This window comes from Variovorax sp. DAIF25 (assembly GCF_050711835.1).
Classification (GTDB): Bacteria; Pseudomonadota; Gammaproteobacteria; order Burkholderiales; family Burkholderiaceae_C; genus Variovorax.
In genome coordinates, this window is record NZ_CP136636.1 from 4,139,655 (window position 1) to 4,166,613 (window position 26,959).

Here is a 26,959-nt window from a genome sequence, read left to right on the forward strand (position 1 = left end):
AAAATACAGGTACTGGATGTTCAGCCAGTGCCGCAAGGAACCACCATGCAGTTCGCCGTGAAGCTTACCGCCCGCCAGCAGCAGATCCTCGATCTGATCCAGAGCGCCATTGCCCGTACCGGGGCGCCGCCCACTCGCGCCGAAATCGCGAGCGAGTTGGGCTTTCGCTCCGCCAATGCCGCCGAGGAGCATCTGCAGGCGTTGGCCCGCAAGGGCGTCATCGAACTCGTGAGCGGTACCTCGCGCGGCATCCGCCTCAAGGGCGATGCACTGCGCTCGCTGGCCGAATCGCGCAACAGCCAGTTCTCGCTGTCGCTGCCCGGCATGGCCCAGCTCGCGCTGCCGCTCATCGGCCGCGTCGCGGCCGGTTCGCCGATCCTCGCGCAGGAGCATGTCGATCAAACCTACTACGTCGAGAACACGCTGTTCCAGCGCCAGCCCGACTACCTGCTCAAGGTGCGCGGCATGTCGATGCGCGACGCCGGCATCATGGACGGCGACCTGCTCGCCGTGCAGGCCACCAAGGAAGCGCGCAACGGCCAGATCGTGGTGGCGCGCCTCGGCGACGAAGTGACCGTCAAGCGCCTCAAGCGCAACAAGCAGGTGATCGAGCTCCACGCCGAGAACCCCGACTACCCGACCATCGTGGTCCAGCCCGGCGAGTCCTTCGAAATCGAAGGCCTCGCGGTCGGCCTGATCCGAAACACCATGCTGATGTAGGCCTGCCGATCCGGCCCGGCGGTCTGCATCGCCGAGCCGCTCCGCGGATCCGCATCACGCATACCCCATCCGGTCGCCGCAGGTGGCGGGCGTATGGCGCTTTGTCGCCATCACCCTGCTGCGCCCGATGACAACGAATCCTGCCTGTGTTCAACCTCAAACCTTCTTGGAGTTCACATGGGAATCGCCCTCCTCACCTTCGTCGATCTTTGGATGCCGCTGCAGTCGCTTGCGAGCCGCTGGTTGCCCGCCCGCCCCGTACACCGTCGCGATGACGACCTGTGCGCCAGCGAGTTGCGCTACGTCTCGGTACGGCCGTCGTGCACGGCACGCGGCGACAGCGGACAGAACGCCGTCATGGCCGCAGCCGTCGCCCAGGCACCTTCGCGTCCGCTGCGGGTGGTGCGCGTCGTCGACCGCCAGCAGGGTGGCGCGCGCAACAACAACCGCGTGGTGATTTCGGGCCGGATGGCGGATGTGTGCGCCGAGCTTGATCGCCTCGCCGCGCTCGAGGCACTCGAAACCGCCGCCGTGTCGCCCCGCCCCGTGCACCTGCACTGAGGGAGACGGCCCCGGCGTTTCACGCGGTCGCTCGATCGCGTGGATGCGTGAGGTCTTGGCTCAGGGGGTGAAGAAACCGTGGCAGCCGGTTTGTTCACACCCTGTCAGGAAGGCAGTGCCAACGTCGCTCCTTTGCCCGCCTTTGCCCTCGCTTCTCCCGCCTTTGCCCCCGTTTTCACCCCTTTCGGGGCGCAGGGGCCGTATCCAAACGTTCAACGGCGCGCCGATTCCATGCTGCGAGGCACAATGGCATGCCATGAATATTGTGATCCTCGACGATTACCAGGATGCGGTGCGCAAGCTGCACTGTGCTTCGAAGCTCGATGCCTACGCAGCCAAGGTCTACACCAACACCGTCAAGGGCATCGGTCAACTCTCGGTGCGGCTCAAGGACGCCGATGTGATCGTCCTGATCCGCGAGCGTAGCCAGATCTCGCGCCAACTGATCGAGAAACTCCCCAAGCTCAAGCTGATCTCGCAGACGGGCCGCGTCAGCAGCCACATCGACGTGGCCGCCTGCACCGAGCGCGGCGTGGCAGTGGCCGAGGGCTCAGGCTCACCGCAGGCCCCGGCCGAACTGACCTGGGCACTGATCATGTCGGCGATGCGCCGGCTGCCCCAGTACATCAGCAACCTCAAGCACGGCGCCTGGCAGCAGTCGGGGCTCAAGTCGGCCTCGATGCCACCCAATTTCGGGCTCGGCTCGGTGCTCAAGGGCAAGACGCTCTGCGTCTGGGGCTATGGCCGCATCGGCCAGCTCGTGGCGCGCTACGGCCAGGCCTTTGGCATGCAGGTCGTGATCTGGGGCCGCGAGGCGAGTTGCGCCAAGGCGCGCTCCGACGGCTTCCAGGTGGCGCAGAGCCGCCAGGAGTTCTTCGCGATGGCCGATGTGCTGTCCGTGCACCTGCGGCTCAACGACGAAACCACCGGCCTGATCACGCTCGAGGACCTCTCGCGCATGAAGCCGACCTCGCTGTTCGTCAACACCTCGCGCGCCGAGCTGGTCGAGCCCGATGCGCTGCTCGCCGCGCTCAACCGCGGCCGCCCCGGCCTGGCGGCGATCGACGTGTTCGAGAGCGAACCGCCGCTGCAGGGCCATGCGCTGCTGCGCCTCGAGAACTGCATCTGCACGCCGCACATCGGCTACGTGGAGCAGGAGAGCTACGAGATGTACTTCGGCCAGGCCTTCGACAACGTCGTGAGCTTCATCAAGGGCAACCCCACCAACATCGTCAACCCCGGCGCGTTGCAGGTCCGGCGGTGAAGCCGTGAGCCAGCCGGCGCCGAGGGGCGCACTCTGGGCGCTGCTCGCCGGCAACTTCGTGATCGGCACCGGGGTGATGGTGGTGCCGGGCACGCTCAATGAAATCAGTGTTTCGCTCGAGGTCAGTGCCGCCACTGCGGGGCAACTGATCACGGCCGCGGCCTTCGTCACCTGCCTCGGCGCACCGTTGCTCGCGGCCGCGGTGGCCGGCTGGGACCGACGCCGGCTGCTGGCCCTCACGATGCTCTGGTACGCGGCCTGGCACGCGGTGTCGGTCTTCATGCCCAGCTTCGGCGCCCTGCTGCCCGTGCGCATGCTCGCGGTGATCGCACCGGCCATCTTCACGCCCCAGGCCGCCGCCTGCGCCGGCATGCTGGTGCCGCCCGAGCAGCGCGGGCGCGCGGTCACCTTCGTCTTCCTCGGCTGGTCGATGGCCTCGGTGCTGGGCCTGCCCATCGGCGCGCTGATCGGCGGTCACTTCGGCTGGCGCGCGGCCTTCCTCGCGATCTCGGCGCTCAGCGTCGTGAGCGCGGTCTCGGTGTGGCTCACGCTGCCCGGCGGCATCCGGCCGGCGGCGCTCACGGCCGCGGCCTGGGCGCGCGTGCTGCGCAGCCCGGTGCTGATGGGCATCGTGTCGATCACCGCGCTGCAGGGCGCGGGCCAGTTCGTGCTGTTCAGCTACTTCGGCCCGATCCTCAAGCAGCGCTTCGGCGCCGATGCCACGGCGCTGAGCCTGATGTGGGGCTGGTTCGGCGTCTGCGGCCTGCTGGGCAACATGGTCGTGAGCCGCATCATCGACCGCGCGGGCGCCGGTCGCATGGTGCTGGCGACCACGGGCCTGATCGCGCTGAGCCTGGCGCTCTGGCCGCTGGCGGACAGCCTGTTCTGGATCGCGGTGGTGGTCTCGCCCTGGGGACTGGGCTGCTTCTCGACCAACTCGGCCCAGCAGGCACGGCTGGTGGGCCTCGCGCCCGCGCTGGCGCCGGGCTCGGTGGCGCTCAACAGCTCGGGCATCTACATCGGCCAGGCCTTCGGCGCCGCGCTCGGCGGCTGGCTGCTCGCGCGCGACGCCATGCACTGGATGAGCTGGGTCGGGCTCGCGCTGCTGCTGGTCGCCATCGTGCTCAGCGTGAGCATCGACCGCAGCCGCCGGGCGGCCTGACCGGCGCGGCGAAACCCGGTCGCGCCGGCTCCCGCAAGCCTCCCCGAGAAACACCGGGGAAACCCTTCTCCCGCCAGACTGCAAAATCGCTGCTGCAGCGGCCGGCGTGCGCGCACGCGCCAGCGGCCCGCCCGATACCTCTCAACCTTTGAAAAACCCCAGCCACACATGACAGTGAACTACACCCGGATCGGCGTCGTCGGCGCCGGTGCCATGGGGCGCGGCATCGCCCAGATCGCGGCCCAGGCCGGCAGCGAGGTGCTGCTGCTCGACAGCTTCGAGGGCGCCGCGGCGCGCGGGCGCGATGCCATCGTCGCCCAATGGAACAAGCTGCACGAGAAGGGCCGCATCGACGAGGCCACGCGCGACGCCCAGATCGCGCGCGTACGGATCGCCGAGTCGGCGCAGGCACTGGCCGGCTGCGACCTCGTGATCGAAGCCGTGGTCGAGAACCTCGAGGTCAAGCGCAAGCTGTTCGCCGAGCTCGAAGCCATCGTCGCGCCCGACGCCACGCTGGCCACCAACACCTCCTCGCTGTCGGTGACCGCGATCGCGGCCGGCCTCAAGCACCCCGAACGCTTCGCGGGCTTCCACTTCTTCAACCCGGTGCCGCTGATGAAGGTGGTCGAGGTGGTGGCCGGCTTCAAGACCGCGCCCGAGGTCTGCAGCCGGCTCGCGGGCTATGCCACGCAGATGGGCCATAGCGCGGTGCAGGCGCAGGACACGCCCGGCTTCATCGTCAACCACGCCGGCCGCGGCTACGGCACCGAGGCGCTGCGCATCGTGGGCGAAGGCGTGGCCGACTTCGTGACCGTCGACCGCATCCTGCGCGAGCAGGCGGGCTTCCGCCTCGGCCCCTTCGAGCTGCTGGACCTGACCGCGCTCGACGTCTCGCACCCGGTGATGGAATCGATCTACCGCCAGTACTACGACGAGCCGCGCTACCGCCCGAGCGTGATCACCGCGCAGCGTCTCGCGGCCGGCGCGCTGGGCCGCAAGACCGGCGAAGGCTTCTACCGCTACGAGGACGGCGCGATGCAGCAGGCCCCTGAGGCACCGGCGCCGAAGGTCGATACGCTGCCCGCCGTGTGGGTCTCGCCGCGCGCCGCACGCCGCGCCGAACTGCTGCGCCTGGTCAACACGCTGGGCGCGCAGATCGACAGCGGCGCCTCCGCCGCGCCGCAGTCGCTGATCCTGGTCGCGCCGCTGGGCTTCGACGTCACCACGGTCGCGGCCGTCGACCGCCTCGATGCCACGCGCACCATCGGCATCGACATGCTGATCGACGACGCCGCCAGCAAGCGCCGCGTGCTCGCCACCAACCCCGCCACCCGGCGCGACATGCGCGACGCCGCGCACGCCCTGTTCGCGCGCGACGGCAAGGCCGTGAGCGTGATCCGCGACAGCGGCGGCTTCGTCACGCAGCGCGTGATCGGCACCATCGTCAACATCGCGGCCGACATGTGCCAGCAGCGCGTGTGCACGCCAAGCGACCTCGAGACCGCGGTGCAGCTCGGCCTCGGCTATCCGCGCGGCCCGCTGGCCATGGGCAACCTCTACGGGCCCACCAACATGCTCGAGGTGTTGTTCAATATGCAGACCGTCTATGGCGATCCGCGCTATCGCCCGAGCCCGTGGCTGCGCCGCCGCGGCGCGCTGGGCCTGAGCCTGCTGCACGAGGAAGAGTGAGCCGCGACATGACCGCCGAACTCAAGAGCACGAGCGAAGGTCGCACCATGGTGCTGACGATCGCCAACCCCAGCCAGCGCAACGCGCTCGGTCCCGAGATCTATGCCGCCGGCATCGAGGCGCTCAACGGCGCCGAGAACAGCAGCGAGATCCGCAGCGTGGTCATCGTGGGCGAAGGCCCGTGGTTCTGCGCCGGCGGTTCGCTGCAGCGGCTGCAGGCCAACCGGCAGCGCGAGCGCTCGGTGCAGGCCGAGAGCATCGAGGGGCTGCACAACTGGATCGATTCGATCCGCACCTTTCCGAAGCCGGTGATCGCGGCCGTCGAGGGACCGGCCGCGGGCGCGGGCTTCTCGCTCGCGCTGGCCTGCGACTTCGTGGTGGCCGCGCGCGACGCGGTGTTCGCTGCCTCATACAGCAATGTCGCGCTGTCGCCCGACGGCGGACTGAGCTGGCATCTCGCGCAGATGCTGCCGCGCCAGCTCGCGAGCGAATGGCTGATGAACGGCGAGCGCATCGGCGCCGAGCGCCTGCATGCGCTGGGCCTGGTGAACACGCTGAGCGATCCGGGCCAGGCACTGGCCGGTGCGCTCGCGCTGGCCGCCAAGCTCGACGAACGTGCGCCCAACTCGCTCGCGAGCATCAAGGAACTGCTGAGCGAAGGCCGCGGTGCCACGCTCTCGTCGCAGCTGAGCCAGGAGCGCGACCACTTCGTGCGCAACCTGCACCACGCCAATGCCGGCATCGGCATCGCCGCTTTCCTCGAGAAGAAGAAGCCCCAGTACGAGTGAGTACGCGTGACGGGCGGCGGCGCCTCGCGTCGCTCCCGTGACAACCCTACGCCTTTCAGTCGCCGACAGGACAGACCATGGACGACCCCATTCTTACCATCGAAGAACGTGAAGCGATCAACAGTGGTCGCTGGTTCTCTTCCCTCTCCCCTTCGCTCAGGCACGACATCCTCCGATGCGCATTCGTCAGACGGTACAAGGACGGCGACCTGATCGCCGCACGCGGCGATCCGCCCGAGCACTGGATCGCCTGTGCCAGGGGCGCGGTGCGCGTGAGCTCCACGGCCGTCTCGGGCAAGCAGGTGACGCTGACCTACGTGGAGCCGGGCATCTGGTTCGGCGACGTGGCGATGTTCGACGGGGACCGGCGCACGCACGATGCCTATGCGCATGGCGACAGCACCATCCTGTGCGTGGCGCGCGCCGACTTCCAGAAGATCCTGGCCGCGCACGTCGAGCTCTACGAGGCGCTGATGCGCCTGCAGGCACGGCGCATCCGCACGCTGTTCGGGCTGGTGGAAGACCTCAACACATTGCCGCTGCGCGCGCGGCTCGCCAAGCAGCTCATCCACCTGGTGCGCAGCTACGGCGTGCCCAACCTGGACGACGGCAGCCAGATGCGCATCGGTCTGCAGCTGGCGCAGGAAGAACTCGCGCAGCTGCTGGGCGCCTCGCGCCAGCGCGTGAATCAGGAACTCAAGACCATGGAACGCGAGGACATCATCCGCATCGAGCCGGCCGGACTGGTGGTGCTCGATCGCGCGGCACTGATGCGCGTCTCGGAATCGGATCGATAGCATGAGCCAGGATTTTTCGAACTTCGTCGGCACCCGCGCGGTGTCGCAGCAGCACGCCTTCGACGTCGACGCACTGTCGGCCTGGCTCGAGAAGAACCTCGAGGGCTTCAAGGGTCCGCTCACGGTCGAGATGTTCAAGGGCGGCCAGTCCAACCCGACCTACAAGCTGGTCACGCCCACGCAGAGCTACGTGATGCGCGCCAAGCCCGGCCCGGTCGCCAAGCTGCTGCCCTCCGCGCATGCGGTGGAGCGCGAGTTCAAGGTGATGAGCGGCCTGGCCGGCACCGACGTGCCCGTGCCGCGCATGCACTGCCTGTGCGAGGACGAGGCCGTGATCGGCCGCGCCTTCTACGTGATGGAGTTCATGCAGGGCCGCGTGCTCTGGGACCAGTCGCTGCCGGGCATGGGCAATGCCGAGCGCAGCGCCATCTACGACGAGATGAACCGCGTGATCGCGGCGCTGCACACGGTGAAGTACGCCGAGCGCGGCCTCGCCGACTACGGCAAGCCCGGCAACTACTTCGAGCGCCAGATCGGCCGCTGGAGCAAGCAGTACGTGGCCTCGATCACGCAGCCCATTCCCGAGATGGACAAGCTCATGGAGTGGCTGCCGGCGCACATGCCCGCGAGCGCGCGCGACGAGAACATGACCTCGATCGTGCACGGCGACTTCCGGCTCGACAACCTGATGTTCCACGCCACCGAGCCGCGCGCGATCGCGGTGCTCGACTGGGAGCTGTCGACGCTGGGCCACCCGCTGGCCGACTTCAGCTACCACTGCATGTCCTGGCACATCTCGGGCGCGACCTTCCGCGGCATCGCGGGCCTCGACCACGCGAGCCTGGGCATCCCGACCGAGAGCGAATACATACGCAGGTACTGCGAGCGCACCGGTCTCACCACGCCCCAGGCGCTGGCGCCCGACTGGAACTTCTACCAGGCCTACAACCTGTTCCGCATGGCCGCGATCCTGCAAGGCATTGCCAAGCGGGTCGAGGCCGGCACCGCATCGAGCGAGCAAGCCGTGGCCTCGGGCCGCGGTGCCCGTCCCATGGCCGAAATGGCCTGGCAATTCGCGCAGCGAGCATGAGCCTCCCGGCCTTTCACGTCGCCCTCCGGCATGTGATCCGCCGCCCCTCGCGGGGGAGGCCCGGCCCGCTCGTGCGCTCACGAAACGCACCACGCACCCTGTGCGCACACGGCCGTACCGGCGGCTAGGCACCACCCGAGCCGCCCGCCCTTCACCCCCAACGGAGACCCCCATGGATTTCGAATACTCGGCCAAGACCAAAGACCTCCAGAAGCGCGTCAGCGCGTTCATGGACGAATACATCTATCCCGCCGAAGCCGAATACAGCGCCGAACTCGCGGCCAACACGGCAGCCGGCAAGCGCTGGACCGCGCTCAAGACCGTCGAGAAGCTCAAGGACAAGGCCAAGGCCCAGGGCCTGTGGAACCTGTTCCTGCCGGTCGACAGCGCGGCCGCCTCGGGCTATGACGGCGCCGGCCTCACCAACCAGGAATACGCGCCGCTGGCCGAGATCATGGGCCGGGTGCCATGGGCGTCTGAAGCCTTCAACTGCTCGGCGCCCGACACCGGCAACATGGAGACCATCGCGCGCTACGGCTCCGACGCCATCAAGGCACGCTGGCTCAAGCCGCTGCTCGAAGGCCAGATCCGCTCGGCCTTCGCGATGACCGAGCCCGACGTGGCCTCGAGCGACGCGACCAACATCTCGACGCGCATCACGCGCGAGGGCGACGAGTACGTCATCAACGGCCACAAGTGGTGGATCTCGGGCGCCGCCGATCCGCGCTGCGCCGTGTTCATCACGATGGGCAAGAGCGATCCCGAGGCACCCAAGCATTCGCAGCAGAGCATGGTGATCGTGCCGGCCGACGCCAAGGGCATCCGCATCGTGCGCCCGCTCAACGTGATGGGCTACGACGACGCGCCGCACGGCCACGTCGAGATGTACTTCGAGAACGTGCGCGTGCCGGTGGACAACATCCTGCTCGGCGAAGGCCGCGGCTTCGAGATCGCCCAGGGCCGCCTCGGCCCGGGACGCATCCACCACTGCATGCGCCTGATCGGCCTGGCCGAGCGCGCGCTCGAGCTGATGTGCCGCCGCGCTTCGTCGCGCGTGGCCTTCGGCAAGACCGTGGCTTCGCAGACCGTGACGCAGGAACGCATCGCCGAGGCGCGCTGCAAGATCGACATGGCCCGCCTGCTCACGCTCAAGGCCGCCTGGCTCATGGACGTGGCCGGCAACAAGGTCGCGAAGAACGAGATCGCGATGATCAAGGTGGTGGCGCCGAGCATGGCCTGCCAGGTGATCGACTGGGCCATGCAGGTGCATGGCGGCGGCGGCATGTGCGACGACTTCCCGCTCGCCTACGCCTATGCTGGCGCACGCACGCTGCGCTTCGCCGACGGTCCGGACGAAGTGCACCGCAACGCGATCGCCAAGTGGGAGCTGGGCAAGTACGCACCGGGCAAGGCCGAGGCCGAGATGCCGGTCACGCGCTTCTGAGCGAGCGGCTTCCCCAAAAGAAAAGGGCGCGATCTTCGCGCCCTTTTTTTCTGCCGCCCGTGAAGAAGGCTCAGAGCTTCTTCTGCATGAACATCGCGCTGCCGAAAGCCGGGTCGAGCTGGTAGTCGGCGAAGCCTTCGCGCTCGTAGGCCTTGCGCGCGGACACGTTGCCCGACAGCACCTCGAGCGTGAGCTTGCAGGCGCCGCGCGCGCGGGCCTCCTGCTCCACCTTTTCGAGCATGCGCTGCGCGAGCCGCTGGCCGCGGTGGCTGGGCGCCACGACCACGTCGTGCACGTTCACCAGCGGACGGCAGGCGAAGGTCGAGAAGCCTTCCACGCAGTTGATCAGTCCAACCGGTTGGCCGTCGTCGTAGGCGAGCACGCTGAAGGCCTGCGGCCGGGCCGCGAGCGCGGCCGGCAGGTCGGCGCGCACCTGCGCGCTCAGGGGCGTGCCGCCACCGGCCGGATCGCGCGCATAGCCATCGAGCAGCTCGACCAGCGCCGCGGCCTGCGCAGCGTCGCGGTAGTCGGCGAGCACGACCTCGATCGTCACTTCGCGCCTTCCACCGTGGCCACGAGGCGCCTGGCGCTGGCCTCGGCCACCTGCGCGTCGCGTGCCTCGACCATCACGCGCAGCAGCGGCTCGGTACCGCTGGCACGGATCAGCACGCGGCCGGCATCGCCGAGCTCGGCCTCGATGCGCTTCGTTTCGCTGGCCAGGGCCGCGTTGTCCTGCCAGTTCTGGCCAGGCGAAAGGCGCACGTTGATCAGCGTCTGCGGGAACAACGTCACGCCCTCGAGCAGCTGCGCCACGCTCTTGCCGCTACGCACGCAGGCCTGCAGCACCTGCAGCGCGCTCACGATGCCGTCGCCGGTGGTGTGGCAGTCGAGTGCCAGCAGGTGGCCCGAGCCCTCGCCGCCCAGCAGCCAGCCGTGCTTCTCGAGTTCCTCGAGCACGTAGCGGTCGCCGACCTTGGCGCGCACGAACTCGATGCCCTGCCCGCGCAGCGCCACCTCGACCGCCTTGTTGGTCATCAGCGTGCCGACCACGCCGGCCGGCTTGTTGCCGCGCGCGATGCGCTCGGCCACCATCAGGTAGAGCAGCTCGTCGCCGTTGAACAGGCGGCCGCTGGCGTCCACCAGCTGCAGCCGGTCGGCGTCGCCGTCGAGCGCGATGCCGTAGTCGGCCTTCTCGGCCGTCACGGCCGCGATCAGGGCCTCGGGATGCGTGGCACCGAAGCCGTCGTTGATGTTGAGGCCGTCGGGCGTGCAGCCGATGCTCTGCACCTCGGCACCCAACTCGTGGAACACGTCGGGCGCCACCTGGTAGGCCGCGCCGTGGGCCGCGTCGACCACCAGCTTCAGGCCGCGCAGGGTGAGGTCGTTGGAGAAGGTGCTCTTGCAGAACTCGATGTAGCGGCCGGCTGCATCGTTGAGGCGGCGCGCCTTGCCCAGGCTGGCCGACTCGACCCAGACCGGGTCTTCCTCGAGCGCGGCTTCCACCGCGAGTTCCCATTCGTCGCTGAGCTTGGTGCCCTGCGCGCTGAAGAACTTGATGCCGTTGTCGGGGTAGGCGTTGTGGCTCGCGCTGATCACCACGCCGAGGCTGGCGCGCTGCGCGCGCGTGAGGTAGGCCACGCCCGGCGTCGGCAGCGGGCCGAGCAGCACCACGTCCACGCCGGCCGAGTTGAAGCCCGATTCGAGCGCCGACTCGAGCATGTAGCCCGAGATGCGCGTGTCCTTGCCGATCAGCACGGTGGGACGGGCCTCGGTCTTCTTGAGCACGCGGCCCACCGCGTGCGCGAGGCGCAGCACGAAGTCGGCGGTGATCGGCGAACGGCCGACGGTGCCACGGATGCCATCGGTGCCGAAGTACTTGCGAGTCATGTTCTTGTCTTTGCTTTGGATGTTTGAAGGAATATTTCTGGGGAAACCTGGCCCGGTTGCCGTGGCGATCCGATGGCTATGCGACGGCCTTCATCGCGCGCCAGACCGCGAGCGCGGCGACCGTGTCGCGCACATCGTGCACGCGCACGATGGCAGCACCATGATCGACCGCGAGCACGGCGGCCGCCACGCTGGGCACCGTGCGCTGCGCGGCCTGCTCGATGCCGGTGACGACGCCGATCGAGGACTTGCGCGACCAGCCCAGCAGCAGCGGATGGCCCGCGCCGAGCAGCTCGCGCTGCCGGGCGAGCAGCGCGAAATTCTGCGCCACGGTCTTGCCGAAGCCGATGCCGGGGTCGAGCGTGATGCGCGCGGGCGCAATGCCGAGGGCACCCAGGGCGTCGAGCTGCACGCGCCAGAAGTCCAGCACCTGCGGCACGACCTCGCCGTCCATCGGCGCGGCCTGCATGGTCTGCGGATCGCGGTGCATGTGCATCAGGCAGATGCCGCACGACGGATGCGCAGCGACCGCCTCGCGCGCGCCAGGTTGGCGCAGCGCCCAGATGTCGTTGACGATGTCCGCGCCGAGGTCGAGCACCGCGCGCATGACCTCGGGCTTGTAGGTATCGATGGAGATCGGTACGTCGAGCTTCACCGCCTCGCGCACCACCGGCAGCACGCGCGCCAGTTCGGCCTCGAGCGGTACGGCGGGGCTACCGGGTCGGGTGGATTCGCCGCCGATGTCGAGGATGTCGGCGCCCTCCTCCAGCAACTGCTCGCAATGGTGCAGCGCGGCCGCGGTGGAGGCGTGGGCGCCGCCATCGGAGAAGGAGTCGGGCGTGACGTTCACGATGCCCATCACGCGCGGCTGCGCGAGGTCGATCGTGAAGCGGGAGGTCTGCCAGACGGGCATGGTCGGGAGCATCGTCATGCGGCTGCGACGGCCCGAACATGGAAAACGGGGCCTGAGGCCCCGTTGCTGTTTGATGCCAGACGCACTTCTCAGGCGGCGGTCGGCGAAGGTTCCGGATTCACGGCCGGCGTGCCGCCGTTGCCGCCACCGTTGCTGCCCGAGGGGGGCGTGCGCGGCGTCCAGTCCTTGGGCGGGCGCGGCTCCTTGCCGGCCATGATGTCGTCGAGTTGCTCGGAGTCGATGGTTTCCCATTCGAGCAAGGCCTTGGCCATGGCGTGCATCTTGTCGCTGTTCTCTTCGATCAGGCGACGCGCCAGCGCGTACTGGTCGTCGATGATGCGGCGCACTTCGGAGTCGACCTTTTCCATGGTCTGCTCGCTCATGTTCGTGGTCTTGGTCACCGAGCGGCCCAGGAACACTTCGCCTTCGTTCTCGGCATAGACCATCGGGCCGAGCGCATCGCTCATGCCGTACTTCATGACCATGTCACGCGCCAGGTTGGTGGCACGTTCGAAGTCGTTGCTCGCGCCGGTGGTCATCTGGTGCATGAACACTTCCTCGGCGATGCGGCCACCGAACAGCATGCTGATCTGGTTCAGCATGTACTCTCGGTCGTAGCTGTAGCGGTCCTGCGCCGGCAGGCTCATGGTCACGCCGAGGGCGCGGCCGCGCGGAATGATCGTGACCTTGTGGACCGGGTCGCACTTGGGCAGCAGCTTGCCGATGAGGGCGTGGCCGGACTCGTGGTAGGCCGTGTTGCGGCGTTCTTCCTCGGGCATGACCATGCTCTTGCGCTCGGGGCCCATGAAGATCTTGTCCTTGGCCTTCTCGAAGTCCTGCATCTCGACCACGCGCGCATTGCGGCGGGCGGCCATCAGGGCGGCTTCGTTGCAGAGGTTGGCCAGGTCGGCACCCGACATGCCGGGCGTGCCGCGCGCGATCACGCTCGGGTTCACGTCCTGGCCCAGCGGGACCTTGCGCATGTGCACGCCGAGGATCTGTTCGCGGCCACGGATGTCGGGCAGCGTGACATAGACCTGGCGGTCGAAACGGCCCGGACGCAGCAGTGCGGCGTCGAGGATGTCGGGACGGTTGGTCGCGGCCACGACGATCACGCCGAGGTTGGTTTCGAAGCCGTCCATCTCGACCAGCATCTGGTTGAGGGTCTGCTCGCGCTCGTCGTTGCCGCCGCCGAGGCCGGCACCACGCTGGCGGCCCACTGCATCGATTTCGTCGATGAAGATGATGCAGGGCGCGTTCTTCTTGGCGTTCTCGAACATGTCGCGCACGCGGGCCGCGCCCACGCCGACGAACATTTCGACGAAGTCGGAACCCGAGATCGAGAAGAAAGGCACCTTGGCTTCGCCGGCGATCGACTTGGCCAGCAGGGTCTTGCCGGTGCCGGGCGGGCCGACCAGCAGCAGGCCGCGCGGAATGCGGCCGCCGAGTTTCTGGAAGCGCTGCGGGTCCTTGAGGAAGTCGACGACTTCGCGCACCTCTTCCTTGGCCTCGTCGCAACCAGCGACGTCGGCGAAGGTGACGGTGTTGTTGTTCTCGTCCATCATGCGCGCCTTGCTCTTGCCGAAGCTGAAGGCACCGCCCTTGCCGCCGCCCTGCATCTGTCGCATGAAGTAGACCCACACGCCGATCAGCAGCAGCATCGGGCCCCAGCTGACCAGCAAGGTCATGAGCAGGGAGCCTTCTTCGCGCGGCTTGACGTCGAACTTGACGTTGTTGGCGATCAGGTCGCCAACCAAGCCGCGGTCGAGGTAGGTGGCCGTGGTGCGGATCTTGCGGTCGTCGTTGGTGATCGCGACGATCTCGCTGCCGCCCTGGCCTTCCTGGATCGTGGCGCTCTTGATGCGGTTGCCGCGGACTTCCTCGAGGAAGTCCGAATAACCGATATTGCCTGCGCCGGCGGCGCCGCGGGTGTCGAACTGCTTGAACACAGTGAACAACACCATCGCGATGACAAGCCAGACGGCAACCTTGGAAAACCACTGATTGTTCAAACGAAGCTCCAGTCGAAAGCGCGTGACGGGAAGATGAAAATACGCGCTTGGGTACGCAGTTGCGCCCCATTTTAGGCTTTTCAAGCTGCGAAAAGCTCGGATTTCCCTAAAGCAGCCATAGCCTGACAAGGGTTTGGGCGGTTTTCGGTATCAACGCGTATCAGACGCCGGTTTTCAGGCCGATTCCGACCATGAAGGTCTCGGACGATCGGTCGCGCGAAGCCTTCGGTTTGAACGGCTTCACGATGCGGAAATGGGCCTTGAAGAGCTTCACGAGCTGGTCGTAGCCGCTGCCGTGGAACAGCTTGGCCACCAGCGCGCCCTCGGGTTTGAGGTGGTGCTGCGAGAAATCGATGGCCAGCTCGATCAGGTGAGCGATCCGCGCTGCGTCGGCCGACTCGATGCCCGAGAGGTTGGGCGCCATGTCCGACACCACCACGTCGGCCTTGCGGCCGCCGAGCGCCTCGGTGAGCTGCGCCAACACGCTGTCCTCCCGGAAGTCGCCCTGCAGGAAGTTCACGTCCTCGATCGGCTCCATCGGCAGGATGTCGATCGCCACGATGGTGCCCTCGAGCGCCCCCGTGGCCGCCCCGCCCGGCGACATGCGCCGGCGCACGTACTGGCTCCAGGCGCCGGGCGTCGACCCGAGGTCGACCACCAGCTGGCCGGGCTTGATGAGGCCCAGCGCCTCGTCGATTTCCTTGAGCTTGTAGGCCGCGCGGGCGCGGTAGCCCTCCTTCGTGGCCAGTTTCACGTAGGGATCGTTGATGTGGTCGTGCAACCACGCCTTGTTGACTTTGTTGGGCTTCGCCTTGGTGCTCATGGATTGGCCTGGGTGCCGGGCCCCGGTTTCTTCGGGGGCCGGCAGCTCGGCTCGTGGAGGTGCTGATCTACGTCCGATAATACGGGGATGCCCGCCATTCAACTTACCCCTGCCGAGCGCAAGGTGCACCGCGCCGAAGCTCACCACCTGGATCCGATCGTCATGGTCGGTGGCGACGGGCTCACCCCTGCCGTGAAGAAAGAGGCCGATGCGGCCCTCAAGGCCCACGGCCTCATCAAGGTGCGCGTCTTCTCCGACGACCGCGCCGCGCGCGAAGCGATGCTGCAGGAGCTGGCCGACGAGCTCGATGCCGCCCCGATCCAGCACATCGGCAAGCTGCTGGTGCTGTGGCGTCCGAAGCCCGAGAAGGAACGCGTCGTCGACGAGGACCGCATGCCCGGCCCGCGCGACGTGAAGATCGTCAAGTACAGCAAGCGCGGCGGCCAGCGCCCCGAGATCAAGACCCTGCGCGTGCTCGGCAACCAGCGGCTCACGCCCGGCGGCACGATCAAGCGCGCCAAGGCCAAGCGGCCACTGTCGGCCAAGAAGCGCAACCAGGCGGACTGAGCTTGGCGCCAGCACAGGGCGCCACGCGCCACATCCTCTGCATGAAGTGGGGCACCAAGTACGGCCCCGAGTACGTCAACCGCCTCTACGCCATGGTGCGCCGCCACCTGAGCGGCGATTTCCGCTTCGTCTGCCTGACCGACGACGGCCAGGGCGTGCGGCCCGAGGTCAGCTGCCTGCCGATCCCGCCGCTGAACCTGCACCTGGCGCCGGGCCAGCGCGACGGCGCCTGGAAGAAGCTGACGACCTTCGAGGCCGATCTGCACGGCCTGCGCGGCACCGCCCTCTTCCTCGATCTCGACGTGGTGATCGTCGGCAGCCTCGATGCCTTCTTCGAGCACCCCGGCGACTTCCTCATCATCCGCGACTACGACCGTTTCTGGCGGCGCGGCCGCATCACCGGCAACTCCTCGGTCTACCGCTTCGAACTCGGCGCACATGCCGACGTGCTCGGCTATTTCCGTGCCAACCTCGACAAGGTTCAGGCCGAGTACCGCAACGAACAGACCTACCTGTCCGACGTGCTGCACAAGCAGCGCAAGCTGGCCTACTGGCCCGACGGCTGGTGCCCGAGCTTCAAGTACCACGGCATCCCGGCCTGGCCCTCCAACTACTGGAAGGCGCCGTTCGTGCCGCAGGACGCGCGGATCATGGTGTTTCACGGCGAGGTCAACCCGCCCGATGCGCTGGCCGGCCGGCGCAACCGGCGCTTTCGATACATCCGCCCGGCGCACTGGGTCGCCGAGCACTGGACCGAGTAGGTCCTTCCGGGCTTCAGCGCGGCCGCTGGCCGCCGCTCATGCGCCAGAGCAGCACGCTGGCGCACAGCCACTGCACGAGGTACATGCCGCTGCCCACCGAGTGCCAGAGCTTGAGGTTCTCGCGCGCCACGATGCGCGGCGCCACGGCGTACTGCTGCAGCAGCGCGAGCAGCATGGCGGCCAGCACCAGGAACAGGGCCGTCAGCACCGGCGGGGTCATGCCGTCGTCGGCCTTGGCGCGGAAATGGATCAGCAGGATGAGTCCGCACAGCAGCGCGATCCAGCTCTGGGCCTCGAACAGCTGCGCCGCGAAGTTGCCGGCCACCGAGGGATTGCCGAGCCGCGCGAACAGCATCGGCACGACGAGAAAGCCGATGGTCGTGAGGCTGCCCCACCAGAGGGCGGCCAGCATCAGCGCGACACGGTCTTTCATCGCGATGCCGCTCAGAGGTAGCTGACCGCCACGATCTCGTAGCGCTTGAGGCCACCGGGCGTCTGCACCTCGACGCTGTCGCCCTCTTCCTTGCCGATCAGCGCGCGCGCGATCGGGCTCGACACGTTGATCAGGCCCTGCTTCAGGTCGGCTTCGTCCTCGCCCACGATCTGGTACTTGACCGGATCGCCGCTGTCCTCTTCCTCGAGCTCGACCGTGGAGGCGAACACCACCTTGCCGCCGGCATCGAGCTCGGTCGGGTCGATCACCTGCGCGGCCGAGAGCTTGCCCTCGATCTCGATGATGCGGCCCTCGATGAAGCCCTGGCGGTCCTTGGCGACTTCGTACTCGGCGTTTTCGCTGATATCGCCCTGGGCGCGTGCCTCGGCGATGGCATTGATGATCGCGGGCCGCTCCACCGTCTTGAGGCGGCGCAGTTCGTCGCGCAGCTTCTCCGCGCCGCGCTTGGTGATGGGGATGGTTGTCGCCATATATCGTTCTCCATAAAGCGAAACCGCCGAACGCTGCCGTTCGGCGGTCGATGGGGGAAGGCTCTCAAACGAGAGGTCGTCCGGTCAGCCGGCTCAGGATGGCGAGCGGGCTCGAAGCGGGATTGTATTGCTTCGCCGCGTCCAGGTGCAGGGTCTGTTCGAGCATGTACTGCCCGGCCATCACCGCGTGCGAGGTCTGGTCGGAGAAGCACACCCAGACCGAGCCGGGCGGGAACTCGGCGTTCTCCTGCGGCGAGGTCTGCTGGTAGTCGAGGTCCGACTTCATGCCGTCGTGCAGCTGCAGCATCAGGTGGTCGTATTCGCTGCGGAAGGACTTGGTCACGTGCAGCGCCTGCAGCAGCCTGGCCTGCCAGCGCGCATAGGGCTTGGCGCGCGGCAGGAAGCGGCGCGCGATGTCCTCGAAGGGCTCGCCCACGCGCCACACGCGCGGTGCGCCGTCGGGATTGACGTTGGTGAACACGCGCAGGATGCGCTCGCCGTAGTTGGGCCGCGAGGGAAAGGCGTCGACATGCAGCCGCCGGTCGTCGGCGCGCCACGACTGCACGCGCGTCTCGACCTGCGCCGGGCGGTAGCTGGTGGGCGCGAGCCGCAGCGCGGGCGTGTAGTGCGGCAGCAGCCCATGGATGAGCTGCTGCGCCTGCGCGCGAAAGCGCCCGACCATGCCGGCCGCGAGCCGTTGCACCGCCTCGTCGCCCACGGCGCCCTTGAGCTTGCCGTTGGCGTCGAGGCTGATGTTGCGCACGTCGGGCGACAGCAGCGCGGGCGTGAGCAGCGCGCGTTCCTGCGGCAGCAGCTCGAAGCCCAGCCGCGGAAAGTACAGCACCTTGCCGGCCTCGAGTTCCGCGATCCACGCCTCGTTGGGCGTGGCCGCGTTCCAGTCGTTCAGTGCCAGTTCGACGAGCTGCGTTTCCATGGCGAGGCTCAGGCCGTGGCCAGCTGCGCGTGCATCTCCTGCACCGAGATCACGTCGAGGTCGTCCATGTAGCGCATGCCTTCGACCGCGGCTTCGGCGCCGAAGATCGTGGTGAAGGTGGTCACGCGCGCCAGCAGCGCCGAGGTGCGGATCTGGCGCGAGTCGGTGATCGCGTTGCGGCGTTCCTCGACCGTGTTGATGACCAGCGCGATCTCGTTGTTCTTGATCATGTCCACGATGTGCGGACGGCCTTCGGTCACCTTGTTCACCGTCGCGCATTCGATGCCCGCGGCATTGATGGCCGCGGCCGTGCCCTTGGTCGCGATCAGCACGAAGCCGAGCTGCGACAGGCCGCGCGCGACTTCGACCGCGCGCGTCTTGTCGTTGTTCTTCACCGAGATGAAGACCTTGCCCGACTTCGGCAGGTGCGTGCCGGCGCCGAGCTGCGACTTCACGAAGGCCTCGCCGAAGGTCTTGCCCACGCCCATCACCTCTCCGGTCGACTTCATCTCGGGGCCGAGGATGGTGTCCACGCCCGGGAACTTGACGAACGGGAACACGGCCTCCTTCACGCTGAAGTACGGCGGCGTGACCTCCTTCGTCACGCCCTGCGACGCGAGCGACTGGCCGGCCATGCAGCGGGCCGCCACCTTGGCGAGCTGGATGCCGGTGGCCTTGCTGACGTAGGGCACGGTGCGCGAGGCGCGCGGATTGACTTCGAGCACGTAGATCGCGTCCTTGCCGTCCTTCTGCTGGATCGCGAACTGCACGTTCATCAGGCCGACCACGTTCAGCGCCTTGGCCATCGCGGCGCTCTGGCGCTTGAGCTCGGCCACGGTCTCGGCCGACAGGCTGTAGGGCGGCAGCGAGCAGGCGGAGTCGCCCGAGTGCACGCCCGCCTGCTCGATGTGCTCCATCACGCCGCCGATCAGGGTCTGGCCCTCGGCGTCGCGCAGGCAGTCGACGTCGCATTCGACGGCGTCGTTGAGGAAGCGGTCGAGCAGCACCGGCGAGTCGTTGCTGACCTTGACCGCCTCGCGCATGTAGCGCTCGAGGTCGCGCTGCTCATGCACGATTTCCATCGCACGGCCGCCGAGCACGTAGCTCGGGCGCACCACCAGCGGATAGCCGAGGGCCGCGGCCTTCTCGAGGGCTTCGGCTTCGGTGCGCGCGGTGGCGTTCGGCGGCTGCAGCAGCTGCAGTTCGTGCAGCAGCTTCTGGAAGCGCTCGCGGTCTTCGGCCGCGTCGATCATGTCGGGCGAGGTGCCGATGATCGGCACGCCGTTGGCCTCGAGGTCGAGCGCGAGCTTCAGCGGCGTCTGGCCGCCGTACTGCACGATCACGCCGACCGGCTTTTCCTTGTCGACGATCTCGAGCACGTCCTCGAGCGTGAGCGGCTCGAAATACAGGCGGTCCGAGGTGTCGTAGTCGGTCGACACGGTTTCGGGATTGCAGTTGACCATGATGGTCTCGTAGCCGTCCTCGCGCATCGCGAGCGCGGCATGCACGCAGCAGTAGTCGAACTCGATGCCCTGGCCGATGCGGTTCGGACCGCCGCCGAGCACCATGATCTTCTTCTTGTCCGTCGGATCGGCCTCGCACTCGTCCTCGTAGGTCGAGTACATGTAGGCGGTGTTGGTCGCGAACTCGGCCGCGCAGGTGTCGACGCGCTTGTAGACCGGGCGCACGCCCAGGGCGCGGCGCTTCTCGCGGATGGCCGTGTCCGTGGTCTTCAGCTGCTTGGCGAGCCGGCGATCGGAGAAGCCCTTCTTCTTCAGCGCGAGCAGCGTGTCCTGGTCGATGTCGTCGAGCGACTTGGTTTCCAGCTCGAGCTCGATCTTCACGATCTCCTCGATCTGCACCAGGAACCACGGGTCGATCTTGGTCAGCGCGAACACTTCGTCGACGCTCAGGCCCATCGCGAAGGCATCGCCCACGTACCAGATGCGCTCGGGTCCGGGCTCGCCCAGTTCCTTCTCGAGCACTTCACGGTCCTGCGTCTTCTCGTTCAGGCCGTCGACGCCCACCTCGAGGCCGCGCAGGGCCTTCTGGAACGATTCCTGGAAGGTGCGGCCCATCGCCATCACCTCGCCCACCGACTTCATCTGCGTCGTCAGGCGCGAATCGGCCTGCGGGAATTTCTCGAAGGCGAAACGCGGGATCTTGGTGACCACGTAGTCGATCGAGGGCTCGAACGACGCGGGCGTGGCACCCCCGGTGATCTCGTTGCGCAGCTCGTCGAGCGTGTAGCCCACGGCCAGCTTGGCCGCGACCTTGGCGATCGGGAAGCCGGTGGCCTTGGAGGCCAGCGCCGACGAACGCGACACGCGCGGATTCATCTCGATGACGACCATGCGGCCGTCCTTCGGGTTGATGGAGAACTGCACGTTCGAGCCGCCGGTGTCGACGCCGATCTCGCGCAGCACGGCCAGCGAGGCGTTGCGCAGGATCTGGTATTCCTTGTCGGACAGCGTCTGCGCGGGTGCCACGGTGATCGAGTCGCCGGTGTGCACGCCCATCGGGTCGAGGTTCTCGATCGAGCAGACGATGATGCAGTTGTCGGCCTTGTCGCGCACGACTTCCATCTCGTACTCTTTCCAGCCGAGCAGCGATTCCTCGATCAGCAGCTCGTTGGTCGGCGAGGCTTCGATGCCGCGCTTGCAGATGGTCTCGAACTCGTCCGGGTTGTAGGCGATGCCGCCGCCGGTGCCGCCGAGCGTGAAGCTGGGACGGATCACGGTCGGGAAGCCGAGCGTCTTCTGCACGGCCCAGGCTTCGTCCATCGTGTGCGCGATGCCCGAGCGCGCCGACCCGAGACCGATCTTGGTCATCGCGTCCTTGAACTTCAGGCGGTCCTCGGCCTTGTCGATGGCTTCGGGCGTGGCGCCGATCAGCTCGACCGGCTTGCCCGTGGCCGCGCCCTGGTACTTGTCGAGCACGCCGTTGCGCCAGAGGTCGAGCGCGCAGTTCAGCGCGGTCTGGCCGCCCATGGTCGGCAGGATCGCGTCGGGGCGTTCCTTGGCGATGATCTTCTCGACCGTCTGCCAGGTGATCGGCTCGATGTAGGTGACATCGGCCGTGGCCGGGTCGGTCATGATCGTCGCGGGGTTGCTGTTGATCAGGATGACCTTGTAGCCCTCCTCGCGCAGCGCCTTGCACGCCTGCACGCCGGAGTAGTCGAACTCGCAGGCCTGGCCGATGATGATCGGGCCGGCGCCGATGATGAGGATCGATTTGAGGTCTGTGCGCTTAGGCATGCTCTTTCTCCGTCTTTTCCGTATTGTTCTTTTCCATGAGTGCCGTGAAGCGATCGAACAGGTAGCCGATGTCGTGCGGGCCGGGCGAGGCTTCGGGGTGGCCCTGGAAGCAGAACGCCGGCTTGTCAGTGCGGGCCAGGCCCTGCAGCGTGTTGTCGAACAGGCTCACGTGCGTGGGGCGCAGGTTCGCCGGCAGCGACTTCTCGTCGACCGCGAAGCCGTGGTTCTGGCTCGTGATGCTGACGCGGCCGCTGTCGAGGTCCTTGACCGGATGGTTCGCGCCGTGGTGGCCGAACTTCATCTTGAAGGTCTTCGCGCCCGAGGCCAGCGCCATGATCTGGTGGCCCAGGCAGATGCCGAAGGTCGGGATGCCGGTTTCGATCAGTTCCCTGACCGCGGTGATCGCGTAGTCGCAGGGCTCCGGGTCGCCGGGACCGTTGGCCAGGAAGATGCCGTCGGGCTTGAGCTTGAGCACGTCGGCCGCGGGCGTCTGGGCCGGCACCACGGTGATGCGCGCGCCGCGCTGGGCGATCATGCGCAGGATGTTCTTCTTGACGCCGTAGTCGAAGGCCACGACGTGGAAGCGCGGCGTGATCTGCACGCCATAGCCCGGCTTGCCGTTCGAGTTGGCGAGCTTCCACTCGGTCTCGGTCCACTCGTAGGTCTGCTGCACCGACACCACCTTGGCGAGGTCGAGGCCGGCCATGCTCGGCGCGGCCTTGGCGGCGGCGATGGCCTTGTCGATCAGCGCCTGGGTGACCGCTTCCCCTTCGGCCAGTCCCAGGATGCAGCCGTTCTGCGCGCCGTGCGTGCGCAGGTGGCGGGTCAACTTGCGGGTGTCGATGTTGGCGATGGCGACGGTCTTGCCCTCCACCAGGTACTGCGACAGCGTCGCGGTATGGCGGAAGTTGGAGGCGATCTGCGGCAGGTCCCGAATGATGAGGCCCGCGGCATGGATCTTGTCGGCTTCGATGTCCTCGGGATTGACGCCGTAGTTGCCGATGTGCGGATACGTGAGCGTCACGATCTGCTGGCAGTAGCTCGGGTCGGTGAGGATTTCCTGGTAGCCGGTCATCGCGGTGTTGAACACCACTTCACCGACGGTGGAGCCGGTGGCTCCGATCGAGTTGCCTTGAAAGACCGTGCCGTCTGCGAGCGCCAGGATGGCGGGCGGGAAACTTCCCTTGAGAGACAAAAGCACTGGGTTCTCCGGATGGTTACGGTCGCCCGGCATCCAGGGCTTTGAAGCCTTGGGACTGCTGCTTAAGGGGAAGATGGCGTGGAATGCGGCCGGGCGACGCTGATTTGCGAGTAAGCCCCCGATTGTAGCCCGGCGGCCGTCGCCTCTTGCCTCGCGGGGCATGAAGATTCGCTCGCCCGTACACCAGCCATGCGTCAATGGCATGAACCCGGCGGGCAACTGAGAATGTTTCTTATCTTTTCAGGGTGGCCGCGCCGCTGGCATGCAGGCAGATGGCCGCGGCCGCGGCCACGTTGAGCGACTCCTCGCCCCCGGGCTGCGCGATCCGGATGTGGTGCGTGGCCAGCGCCTCGAGCGCGGCCGACACGCCCTGCCCTTCATGGCCCAGCAGCCAGGCGCAGGGATGCGGCAGCTTCGCCGCGTGCAGCCAGTCGCCGCGGTGCGAGCTGGTGGCGACCAGCGGCACCGCCAGCGCCTCGAGCGCGGTGGCATCGACACCCTCGATCAGCCGCAGGCCGAAATGGGCGCCCATGCCGGCGCGCAGCACCTTGGGCGACCAGAGCGCCGCCGTGCCCTTGAGCGCGATCACCTGCTGGAAACCGAAGGCCGCGGCACTGCGCAGCACGGAGCCGACGTTGCCGGCGTCCTGCAGTCGGTCGAGCACCACGGTGGGCGCCTCGGGCAGCACCGCGGGCCGTTCGGGCAGCTCGAGCAGGAAGCCCATCGGTGCCGGCGATTCCAGCCCGCTCGCCGCCTTCAGCAGCTCGTCATCGACGACCACGGTCTTGGCGGCATCGCGCGACCACTCGGCCGGTGCCTGCGGCCAGAACGACAGCGAGAACACGGCCACCGCGGGCGTCACGCCGCGCGCCAGCGCAGCGCGGCACAGATGGTCGCCTTCGAGCCAGATGCGACCCAGCTTGCGGTAGGCGCCCGGATCCTGCGCCAGCTTGCGCAGGTCCTTGAGCAATGGGTTGTCGCGCGAGCTGATGCGGCTCGGGCCGGCGGGCGTGGTCATCGGATCAGGGCGCCGGGCGCAGTTCGATGGCCACGACCTGGGTCTGCACCGACACCGCGGGCAGCTGCGACTCGACCTGGGCGACCTGAACGACCGGCACCGCCGGCGCCATGCGCGCCAGCGCGGCCGCCACCGGGCTGAACGAGCGCCGGTGGTGCACGCAGGCGCCGTGCTGCAGCAGGGCCTCGAGATGCTCGGGCGTGCCGTAGCCCTTGTGGCCCGCGAAGCCGTAGTGCGGAAACTCCTGGTGCAGCTGCTCGCAGAGCCGGTCGCGGTGCACCTTGGCCAGGATCGACGCGGCCGAGATCGCCTTCACGCGCGCGTCGCCCTTGACGATGGCCTCGGCCAGCACGTCGAGCTGGGGCAGCCGGTTGCCGTCCACCAGCACCTTGGCCGGCTTCAGGCGCAGGCCCTCGACCGCGCGGCGCATCGCCAGCATGGTCGCCTGCAGGATGTTGTGGGTGTCGATCTCCTCCACGCTGGCCTGCGCGATCGAGCAGCACAGCGCCTGGGCCATGATCTGGTCGTGCAGGCGCTCGCGCTGCAGCGCGGTCAGGGTCTTGGAGTCGGCCAGGCCGCGGATCGGGCGCTGGTCGTCGAGGATCACGGCCGCGGCCACCACCGGCCCGGCCAGCGGACCGCGTCCCGCTTCGTCCACGCCCGCCAGCAGGCCGGGCGCGTCCCAGGCCAGGGGCGCCTGTTCAGCCTTCAAGAACTTTCTGGATCGCATCGGCGCACAGTGTCGGCGTATCGCGCTGCAGTTGCACGTGGAGTTCGGCGAAACGCGCCTCGAGCGCGCGCACCCGCTCGGGAGCGTCGAGCCATTCGAGCGTGGCCTGGGCCAGCGCCTCGGGCGACGCGGCCTCCTGCAGCAATTCGGGCACCACGAAGTCGCGGCACAGGATGTTGGGCAGCCCGACCCAGGGCTGGAGCTGCTTGCGCTGCATCATCCGCCACGAGAGGCTGTTCATGTTGTAGGCGATGACCATCGGCCGCTTGAACAGTGCCGCCTCGAGCGTGGCGGTACCGCTGGCGATCAGCGTGACGTCGCAGGCGGACAGCGCGGCATGCGACTGGCCGTCGAGCAGCGTCACCGCGTCGCCCAGGCCGCTGGCCTTCAGCAGCGCCTCGACCTCGGAGCGCAAGCCCGGCAGGATCGGCGCCACGAAGCGCAGCGCGGGGCGCGCCTTGCGCATCAGCGCGGCGGCCTCGAAGAAGCGGTCCGCCAGGTAGCGGACCTCGGAGCGCCGGCTGCCCGGCAGCAGCGCCACCACCTGGGCGTCGGGCGCGAGGCCCAGCGAGGCGCGCACCGCCGCGCGGTCGACCGTCATGGGAATCACGTTGGCCAGCGGATGCCCGACGTAACTGGCCTGCACGCCCTGCGAGGCCAGCAGCTCGGGCTCGAACGGGAAGATGCACAGCACGTGGTCGGCCGCGGCGCGGATCTTCTCGATGCGCTCGGGCCGCCAGGCCCAGATCGACGGGCAGACGAAGTGCACCGTCTTCATGCCGCGGCCGCGCAGGCCGGCCTCGAGGTCGAGGTTGAAATCGGGCGCATCGACGCCGATGAAGAGTTCGGGCCATTCGCGCAAGAGCCGCGCCTTGAGCTGGCGCCGGATGCCCGCGATCTCGGCGTAGTGGCGCAGCACCTCGATGTAGCCGCGCACCGCGAGCTTTTCCTGCGGCCACCAGCTCTCGAAACCGTGCGCCAGCATGCGCGGGCCGCCGATGCCTGCGGTTTGCAGATCGGGCCAGCGCGCCTGAAGGCCGTCGAGCAGCAGGCCCGCGAGCAGGTCGCCCGAAGCCTCGCCCGCGACCAGCGCAAAACGGCGCGGTTCGGGCCGCTGTGCGTCCTTCTGCATCGCCCTCACCTCAGCGCGCGATGCCGCGCGTCGAGTTGGCGATGAAGGATTCCATCAACGCGATGTCCTCGGCCGCTTCCGGCATCTCGGCGGCCAGCGCGGCAATGCCCGCGCGCGCCTCGTCGAGCGTCTTGCCTTGGCGGTACAACAGGCGATGCATCTGCTTGACCGCCGCGAGCCGCTGGGCCGAAAAGTCGCGCCGACGCAGCCCCACGATGTTGAAGCCGCGAACCGCCAGCGGATTGCCGTCGACCAGCATGAAAGGCGGCACGTCCTGCGACACCGCGCTGGCGAAGCCGACCATCGCGTGGGCACCGATCGAAACGAACTGGTGAATGCCCGTCAACCCGCCGATCGTGACCCAGTCGGCCAGGTGCACATGACCGGCCAGCGTGGTCTGGTTGGCCAGCGTCGTGTGGTTGTCGACATGGCAGTCGTGCGCGATATGGGTGTAGGCCATGATCCAGTTGTCGTGGCCCACGCGGGTCACTCCACCCGCCCCCGGCACGCCGAGGTTGAAGGTGCAGAACTCGCGGATCAGATTGCGGTCGCCGATGACCAGCTCGGTCGGCTCGCCGGCGTATTTCTTGTCCTGCGGGATCGCGCCGAGCGAGGCGAACTGGAAGATCCGGTTGTCGCGGCCGATGGTGGTCCGCCCCTCGATCACGCAGTGCGGGCCGATGGTCGTGCCCGCACCGATACGCACGTGCGGGCCGATCACGGTATAGGGACCGACCGCGACCGACGGGTCGAGCTCGGCCTTGGGATCGACGATGGCCGTCGGATGAACCTGCGTCATGCGCCGATCGTCAGGCGTTGATCTGGCGCATGGCGCACATCAGCGATGCCTCGCAGGCCAGCTCGCTGCCCACCAGTGCCCGACCCTTGAACTTCGAGATGCCGGCCTTCATGCGCTCGATCTCGACCTCCAGCGTGAGCTGGTCGCCCGGCTCCACGGGGCGCTTGAAGCGCGCGCCGTCGATCGCGGCGAAGTAGTAGACGGTGTTGTCGTCGGGCACGATGTCGAGCGAACGGAACGACAGCAGCGCCGCGGCCTGCGCCATGGCTTCGAGCATCAGCACGCCGGGCATCACCGGGCGGTGCGGGAAGTGGCCGTTGAAGAACGGCTCGTTCATGGTCACGTTCTTGAGCGCCGTGATGCGCTTGCCCTTCTCCATGTCCAGCACGCGGTCGACCAGCAGAAAAGGATAGCGGTGCGGCAGCAGCTTGAGGATTTGATGGATGTCGAGCGTCGTCGTCATGGTGGTCTGTTCCTGCATCGTCT

General features: G+C 67.9%; 26 protein-coding genes. 11 read left to right on the forward strand and 15 right to left on the reverse strand.

Features of this window, described 5'->3' with window-relative positions:
• Positions 1-45 precede the first annotated feature (45 nt).
• The 9 genes from lexA to R0232_RS19235 all read left to right on the forward strand — a co-directional run bounded on the left by lexA (position 46) and on the right by R0232_RS19235 (position 9,515).
• The gene (gene lexA, locus R0232_RS19195) at positions 46-720 is read left to right on the forward strand and encodes a transcriptional repressor LexA (protein ID WP_431509087.1); all 675 of its coding nucleotides are present in this window, start codon (positions 46-48) and stop codon (positions 718-720) included.
• Positions 721-897: 177 nt separating this feature from the next.
• Positions 898-1,281: a hypothetical protein gene (locus R0232_RS19200; RefSeq protein WP_431509088.1), complete on the forward strand. Its 384-nt coding sequence runs from the start codon at positions 898-900 to the stop codon at positions 1,279-1,281.
• 256 nt (positions 1,282-1,537) lie between these two features.
• The gene (locus tag R0232_RS19205; protein ID WP_093342231.1) at positions 1,538-2,545 is read left to right on the forward strand and encodes a D-2-hydroxyacid dehydrogenase family protein; all 1,008 of its coding nucleotides are present in this window, start codon (positions 1,538-1,540) and stop codon (positions 2,543-2,545) included.
• A 4-nt stretch (positions 2,546-2,549) separates the two neighbouring features.
• Positions 2,550-3,707: an MFS transporter gene (locus R0232_RS19210; protein WP_431509089.1), complete on the forward strand. Its 1,158-nt coding sequence runs from the start codon at positions 2,550-2,552 to the stop codon at positions 3,705-3,707.
• A 168-nt stretch (positions 3,708-3,875) separates the two neighbouring features.
• The gene (locus tag R0232_RS19215; RefSeq protein ID WP_431509090.1) at positions 3,876-5,396 is read left to right on the forward strand and encodes a 3-hydroxyacyl-CoA dehydrogenase; all 1,521 of its coding nucleotides are present in this window, start codon (positions 3,876-3,878) and stop codon (positions 5,394-5,396) included.
• Between the two features lie 8 nt (positions 5,397-5,404).
• Positions 5,405-6,184, forward strand: coding sequence for an oxepin-CoA hydrolase, alternative type (locus tag R0232_RS19220; protein ID WP_203201183.1), 780 nt, complete (start codon positions 5,405-5,407; stop codon positions 6,182-6,184).
• Between the two features lie 77 nt (positions 6,185-6,261).
• Positions 6,262-6,981 (forward strand): Crp/Fnr family transcriptional regulator, encoded by a 720-nt coding sequence (locus tag R0232_RS19225; RefSeq protein ID WP_093342235.1) that lies wholly within the window; start codon positions 6,262-6,264, stop codon positions 6,979-6,981.
• 1 nt (position 6,982) lies between these two features.
• Positions 6,983-8,071, forward strand: a complete 1,089-nt coding sequence (locus tag R0232_RS19230; protein WP_431509091.1) for a phosphotransferase — start codon at positions 6,983-6,985, stop codon at positions 8,069-8,071.
• 172 nt (positions 8,072-8,243) lie between these two features.
• Positions 8,244-9,515: an acyl-CoA dehydrogenase family protein gene (locus tag R0232_RS19235; RefSeq protein WP_203201185.1), complete on the forward strand. Its 1,272-nt coding sequence runs from the start codon at positions 8,244-8,246 to the stop codon at positions 9,513-9,515.
• A 70-nt stretch (positions 9,516-9,585) separates the two neighbouring features.
• Here R0232_RS19235 and R0232_RS19240 read toward each other — a convergent pair whose 3' ends face one another.
• From R0232_RS19240 to R0232_RS19260, 5 genes are all read right to left on the reverse strand, one after another.
• A complete protein-coding gene (locus R0232_RS19240; RefSeq protein ID WP_431509092.1) occupies positions 9,586-10,068 on the reverse strand; it encodes a GNAT family N-acetyltransferase in 483 nt (160 codons plus the stop codon).
• Positions 10,065-11,402, reverse strand: a complete 1,338-nt coding sequence (gene glmM / locus R0232_RS19245) for a phosphoglucosamine mutase (protein ID WP_431509093.1) — start codon at positions 11,400-11,402, stop codon at positions 10,065-10,067. Before glmM ends, R0232_RS19240 begins: the two co-directional genes overlap by 4 nt.
• Positions 11,403-11,478: 76 nt before the next feature.
• Positions 11,479-12,333, reverse strand: a complete 855-nt coding sequence (gene folP, locus R0232_RS19250) for a dihydropteroate synthase (protein ID WP_431509094.1) — start codon at positions 12,331-12,333, stop codon at positions 11,479-11,481.
• 71 nt (positions 12,334-12,404) lie between these two features.
• Entirely contained in the window at positions 12,405-14,327 is a 1,923-nt protein-coding gene (ftsH, locus tag R0232_RS19255; RefSeq protein ID WP_057591678.1) for an ATP-dependent zinc metalloprotease FtsH, read from the reverse strand.
• 160 nt (positions 14,328-14,487) lie between these two features.
• The gene (locus R0232_RS19260) at positions 14,488-15,195 is read right to left on the reverse strand and encodes an RlmE family RNA methyltransferase (RefSeq protein WP_431512910.1); all 708 of its coding nucleotides are present in this window, start codon (positions 15,193-15,195) and stop codon (positions 14,488-14,490) included.
• 42 nt (positions 15,196-15,237) lie between these two features.
• On the opposite strand from R0232_RS19260, the gene R0232_RS19265 reads away from it, so the two are divergent.
• Both R0232_RS19265 and R0232_RS19270 read left to right on the forward strand, forming a co-directional pair.
• Complete coding sequence (locus R0232_RS19265; RefSeq protein WP_093342246.1) at positions 15,238-15,717, forward strand: YhbY family RNA-binding protein; 480 nt, start codon at positions 15,238-15,240, stop codon at positions 15,715-15,717.
• 2 nt (positions 15,718-15,719) lie between these two features.
• Complete coding sequence (locus R0232_RS19270; protein WP_431509095.1) at positions 15,720-16,478, forward strand: glycosyltransferase; 759 nt, start codon at positions 15,720-15,722, stop codon at positions 16,476-16,478.
• 13 nt (positions 16,479-16,491) lie between these two features.
• Here R0232_RS19270 and R0232_RS19275 read toward each other — a convergent pair whose 3' ends face one another.
• The 10 genes from R0232_RS19275 to fabZ all read right to left on the reverse strand — a co-directional run bounded on the left by R0232_RS19275 (position 16,492) and on the right by fabZ (position 26,936).
• Positions 16,492-16,911, reverse strand: coding sequence for a DUF4149 domain-containing protein (locus R0232_RS19275; RefSeq protein ID WP_057591674.1), 420 nt, complete (start codon positions 16,909-16,911; stop codon positions 16,492-16,494).
• 11 nt (positions 16,912-16,922) lie between these two features.
• Positions 16,923-17,402: a transcription elongation factor GreA gene (greA, locus tag R0232_RS19280; RefSeq protein ID WP_057591673.1), complete on the reverse strand. Its 480-nt coding sequence runs from the start codon at positions 17,400-17,402 to the stop codon at positions 16,923-16,925.
• Between the two features lie 64 nt (positions 17,403-17,466).
• Positions 17,467-18,336, reverse strand: coding sequence for a Kdo hydroxylase family protein (locus tag R0232_RS19285; RefSeq protein ID WP_431509096.1), 870 nt, complete (start codon positions 18,334-18,336; stop codon positions 17,467-17,469).
• Between the two features lie 8 nt (positions 18,337-18,344).
• Positions 18,345-21,593, reverse strand: coding sequence for a carbamoyl-phosphate synthase large subunit (gene carB, locus R0232_RS19290; RefSeq protein WP_431509097.1), 3,249 nt, complete (start codon positions 21,591-21,593; stop codon positions 18,345-18,347).
• Positions 21,586-22,794: a glutamine-hydrolyzing carbamoyl-phosphate synthase small subunit gene (gene carA / locus R0232_RS19295; RefSeq protein WP_431509098.1), complete on the reverse strand. Its 1,209-nt coding sequence runs from the start codon at positions 22,792-22,794 to the stop codon at positions 21,586-21,588. Before carA ends, carB begins: the two co-directional genes overlap by 8 nt.
• A 232-nt stretch (positions 22,795-23,026) precedes the next feature.
• Positions 23,027-23,812: a TrmH family RNA methyltransferase gene (locus tag R0232_RS19300; RefSeq protein ID WP_431509099.1), complete on the reverse strand. Its 786-nt coding sequence runs from the start codon at positions 23,810-23,812 to the stop codon at positions 23,027-23,029.
• Between the two features lie 4 nt (positions 23,813-23,816).
• Entirely contained in the window at positions 23,817-24,542 is a 726-nt protein-coding gene (gene rnhB, locus R0232_RS19305; protein ID WP_431509100.1) for a ribonuclease HII, read from the reverse strand.
• Positions 24,514-25,674 (reverse strand): lipid-A-disaccharide synthase, encoded by a 1,161-nt coding sequence (gene lpxB, locus R0232_RS19310; RefSeq protein ID WP_431509101.1) that lies wholly within the window; start codon positions 25,672-25,674, stop codon positions 24,514-24,516. The genes rnhB and lpxB overlap by 29 nt, the downstream gene beginning before the upstream one ends.
• A gap of 10 nt (positions 25,675-25,684) precedes the next feature.
• Positions 25,685-26,473 carry an acyl-ACP--UDP-N-acetylglucosamine O-acyltransferase gene (lpxA, locus tag R0232_RS19315; protein ID WP_093342260.1) on the reverse strand — a complete coding sequence of 263 codons (789 nt, stop codon included), beginning with the start codon at positions 26,471-26,473 and terminating at the stop codon, positions 25,685-25,687.
• Between the two features lie 10 nt (positions 26,474-26,483).
• Positions 26,484-26,936: a 3-hydroxyacyl-ACP dehydratase FabZ gene (fabZ, locus tag R0232_RS19320; RefSeq protein ID WP_057591688.1), complete on the reverse strand. Its 453-nt coding sequence runs from the start codon at positions 26,934-26,936 to the stop codon at positions 26,484-26,486.
• Positions 26,937-26,959 lie beyond the last annotated feature (23 nt).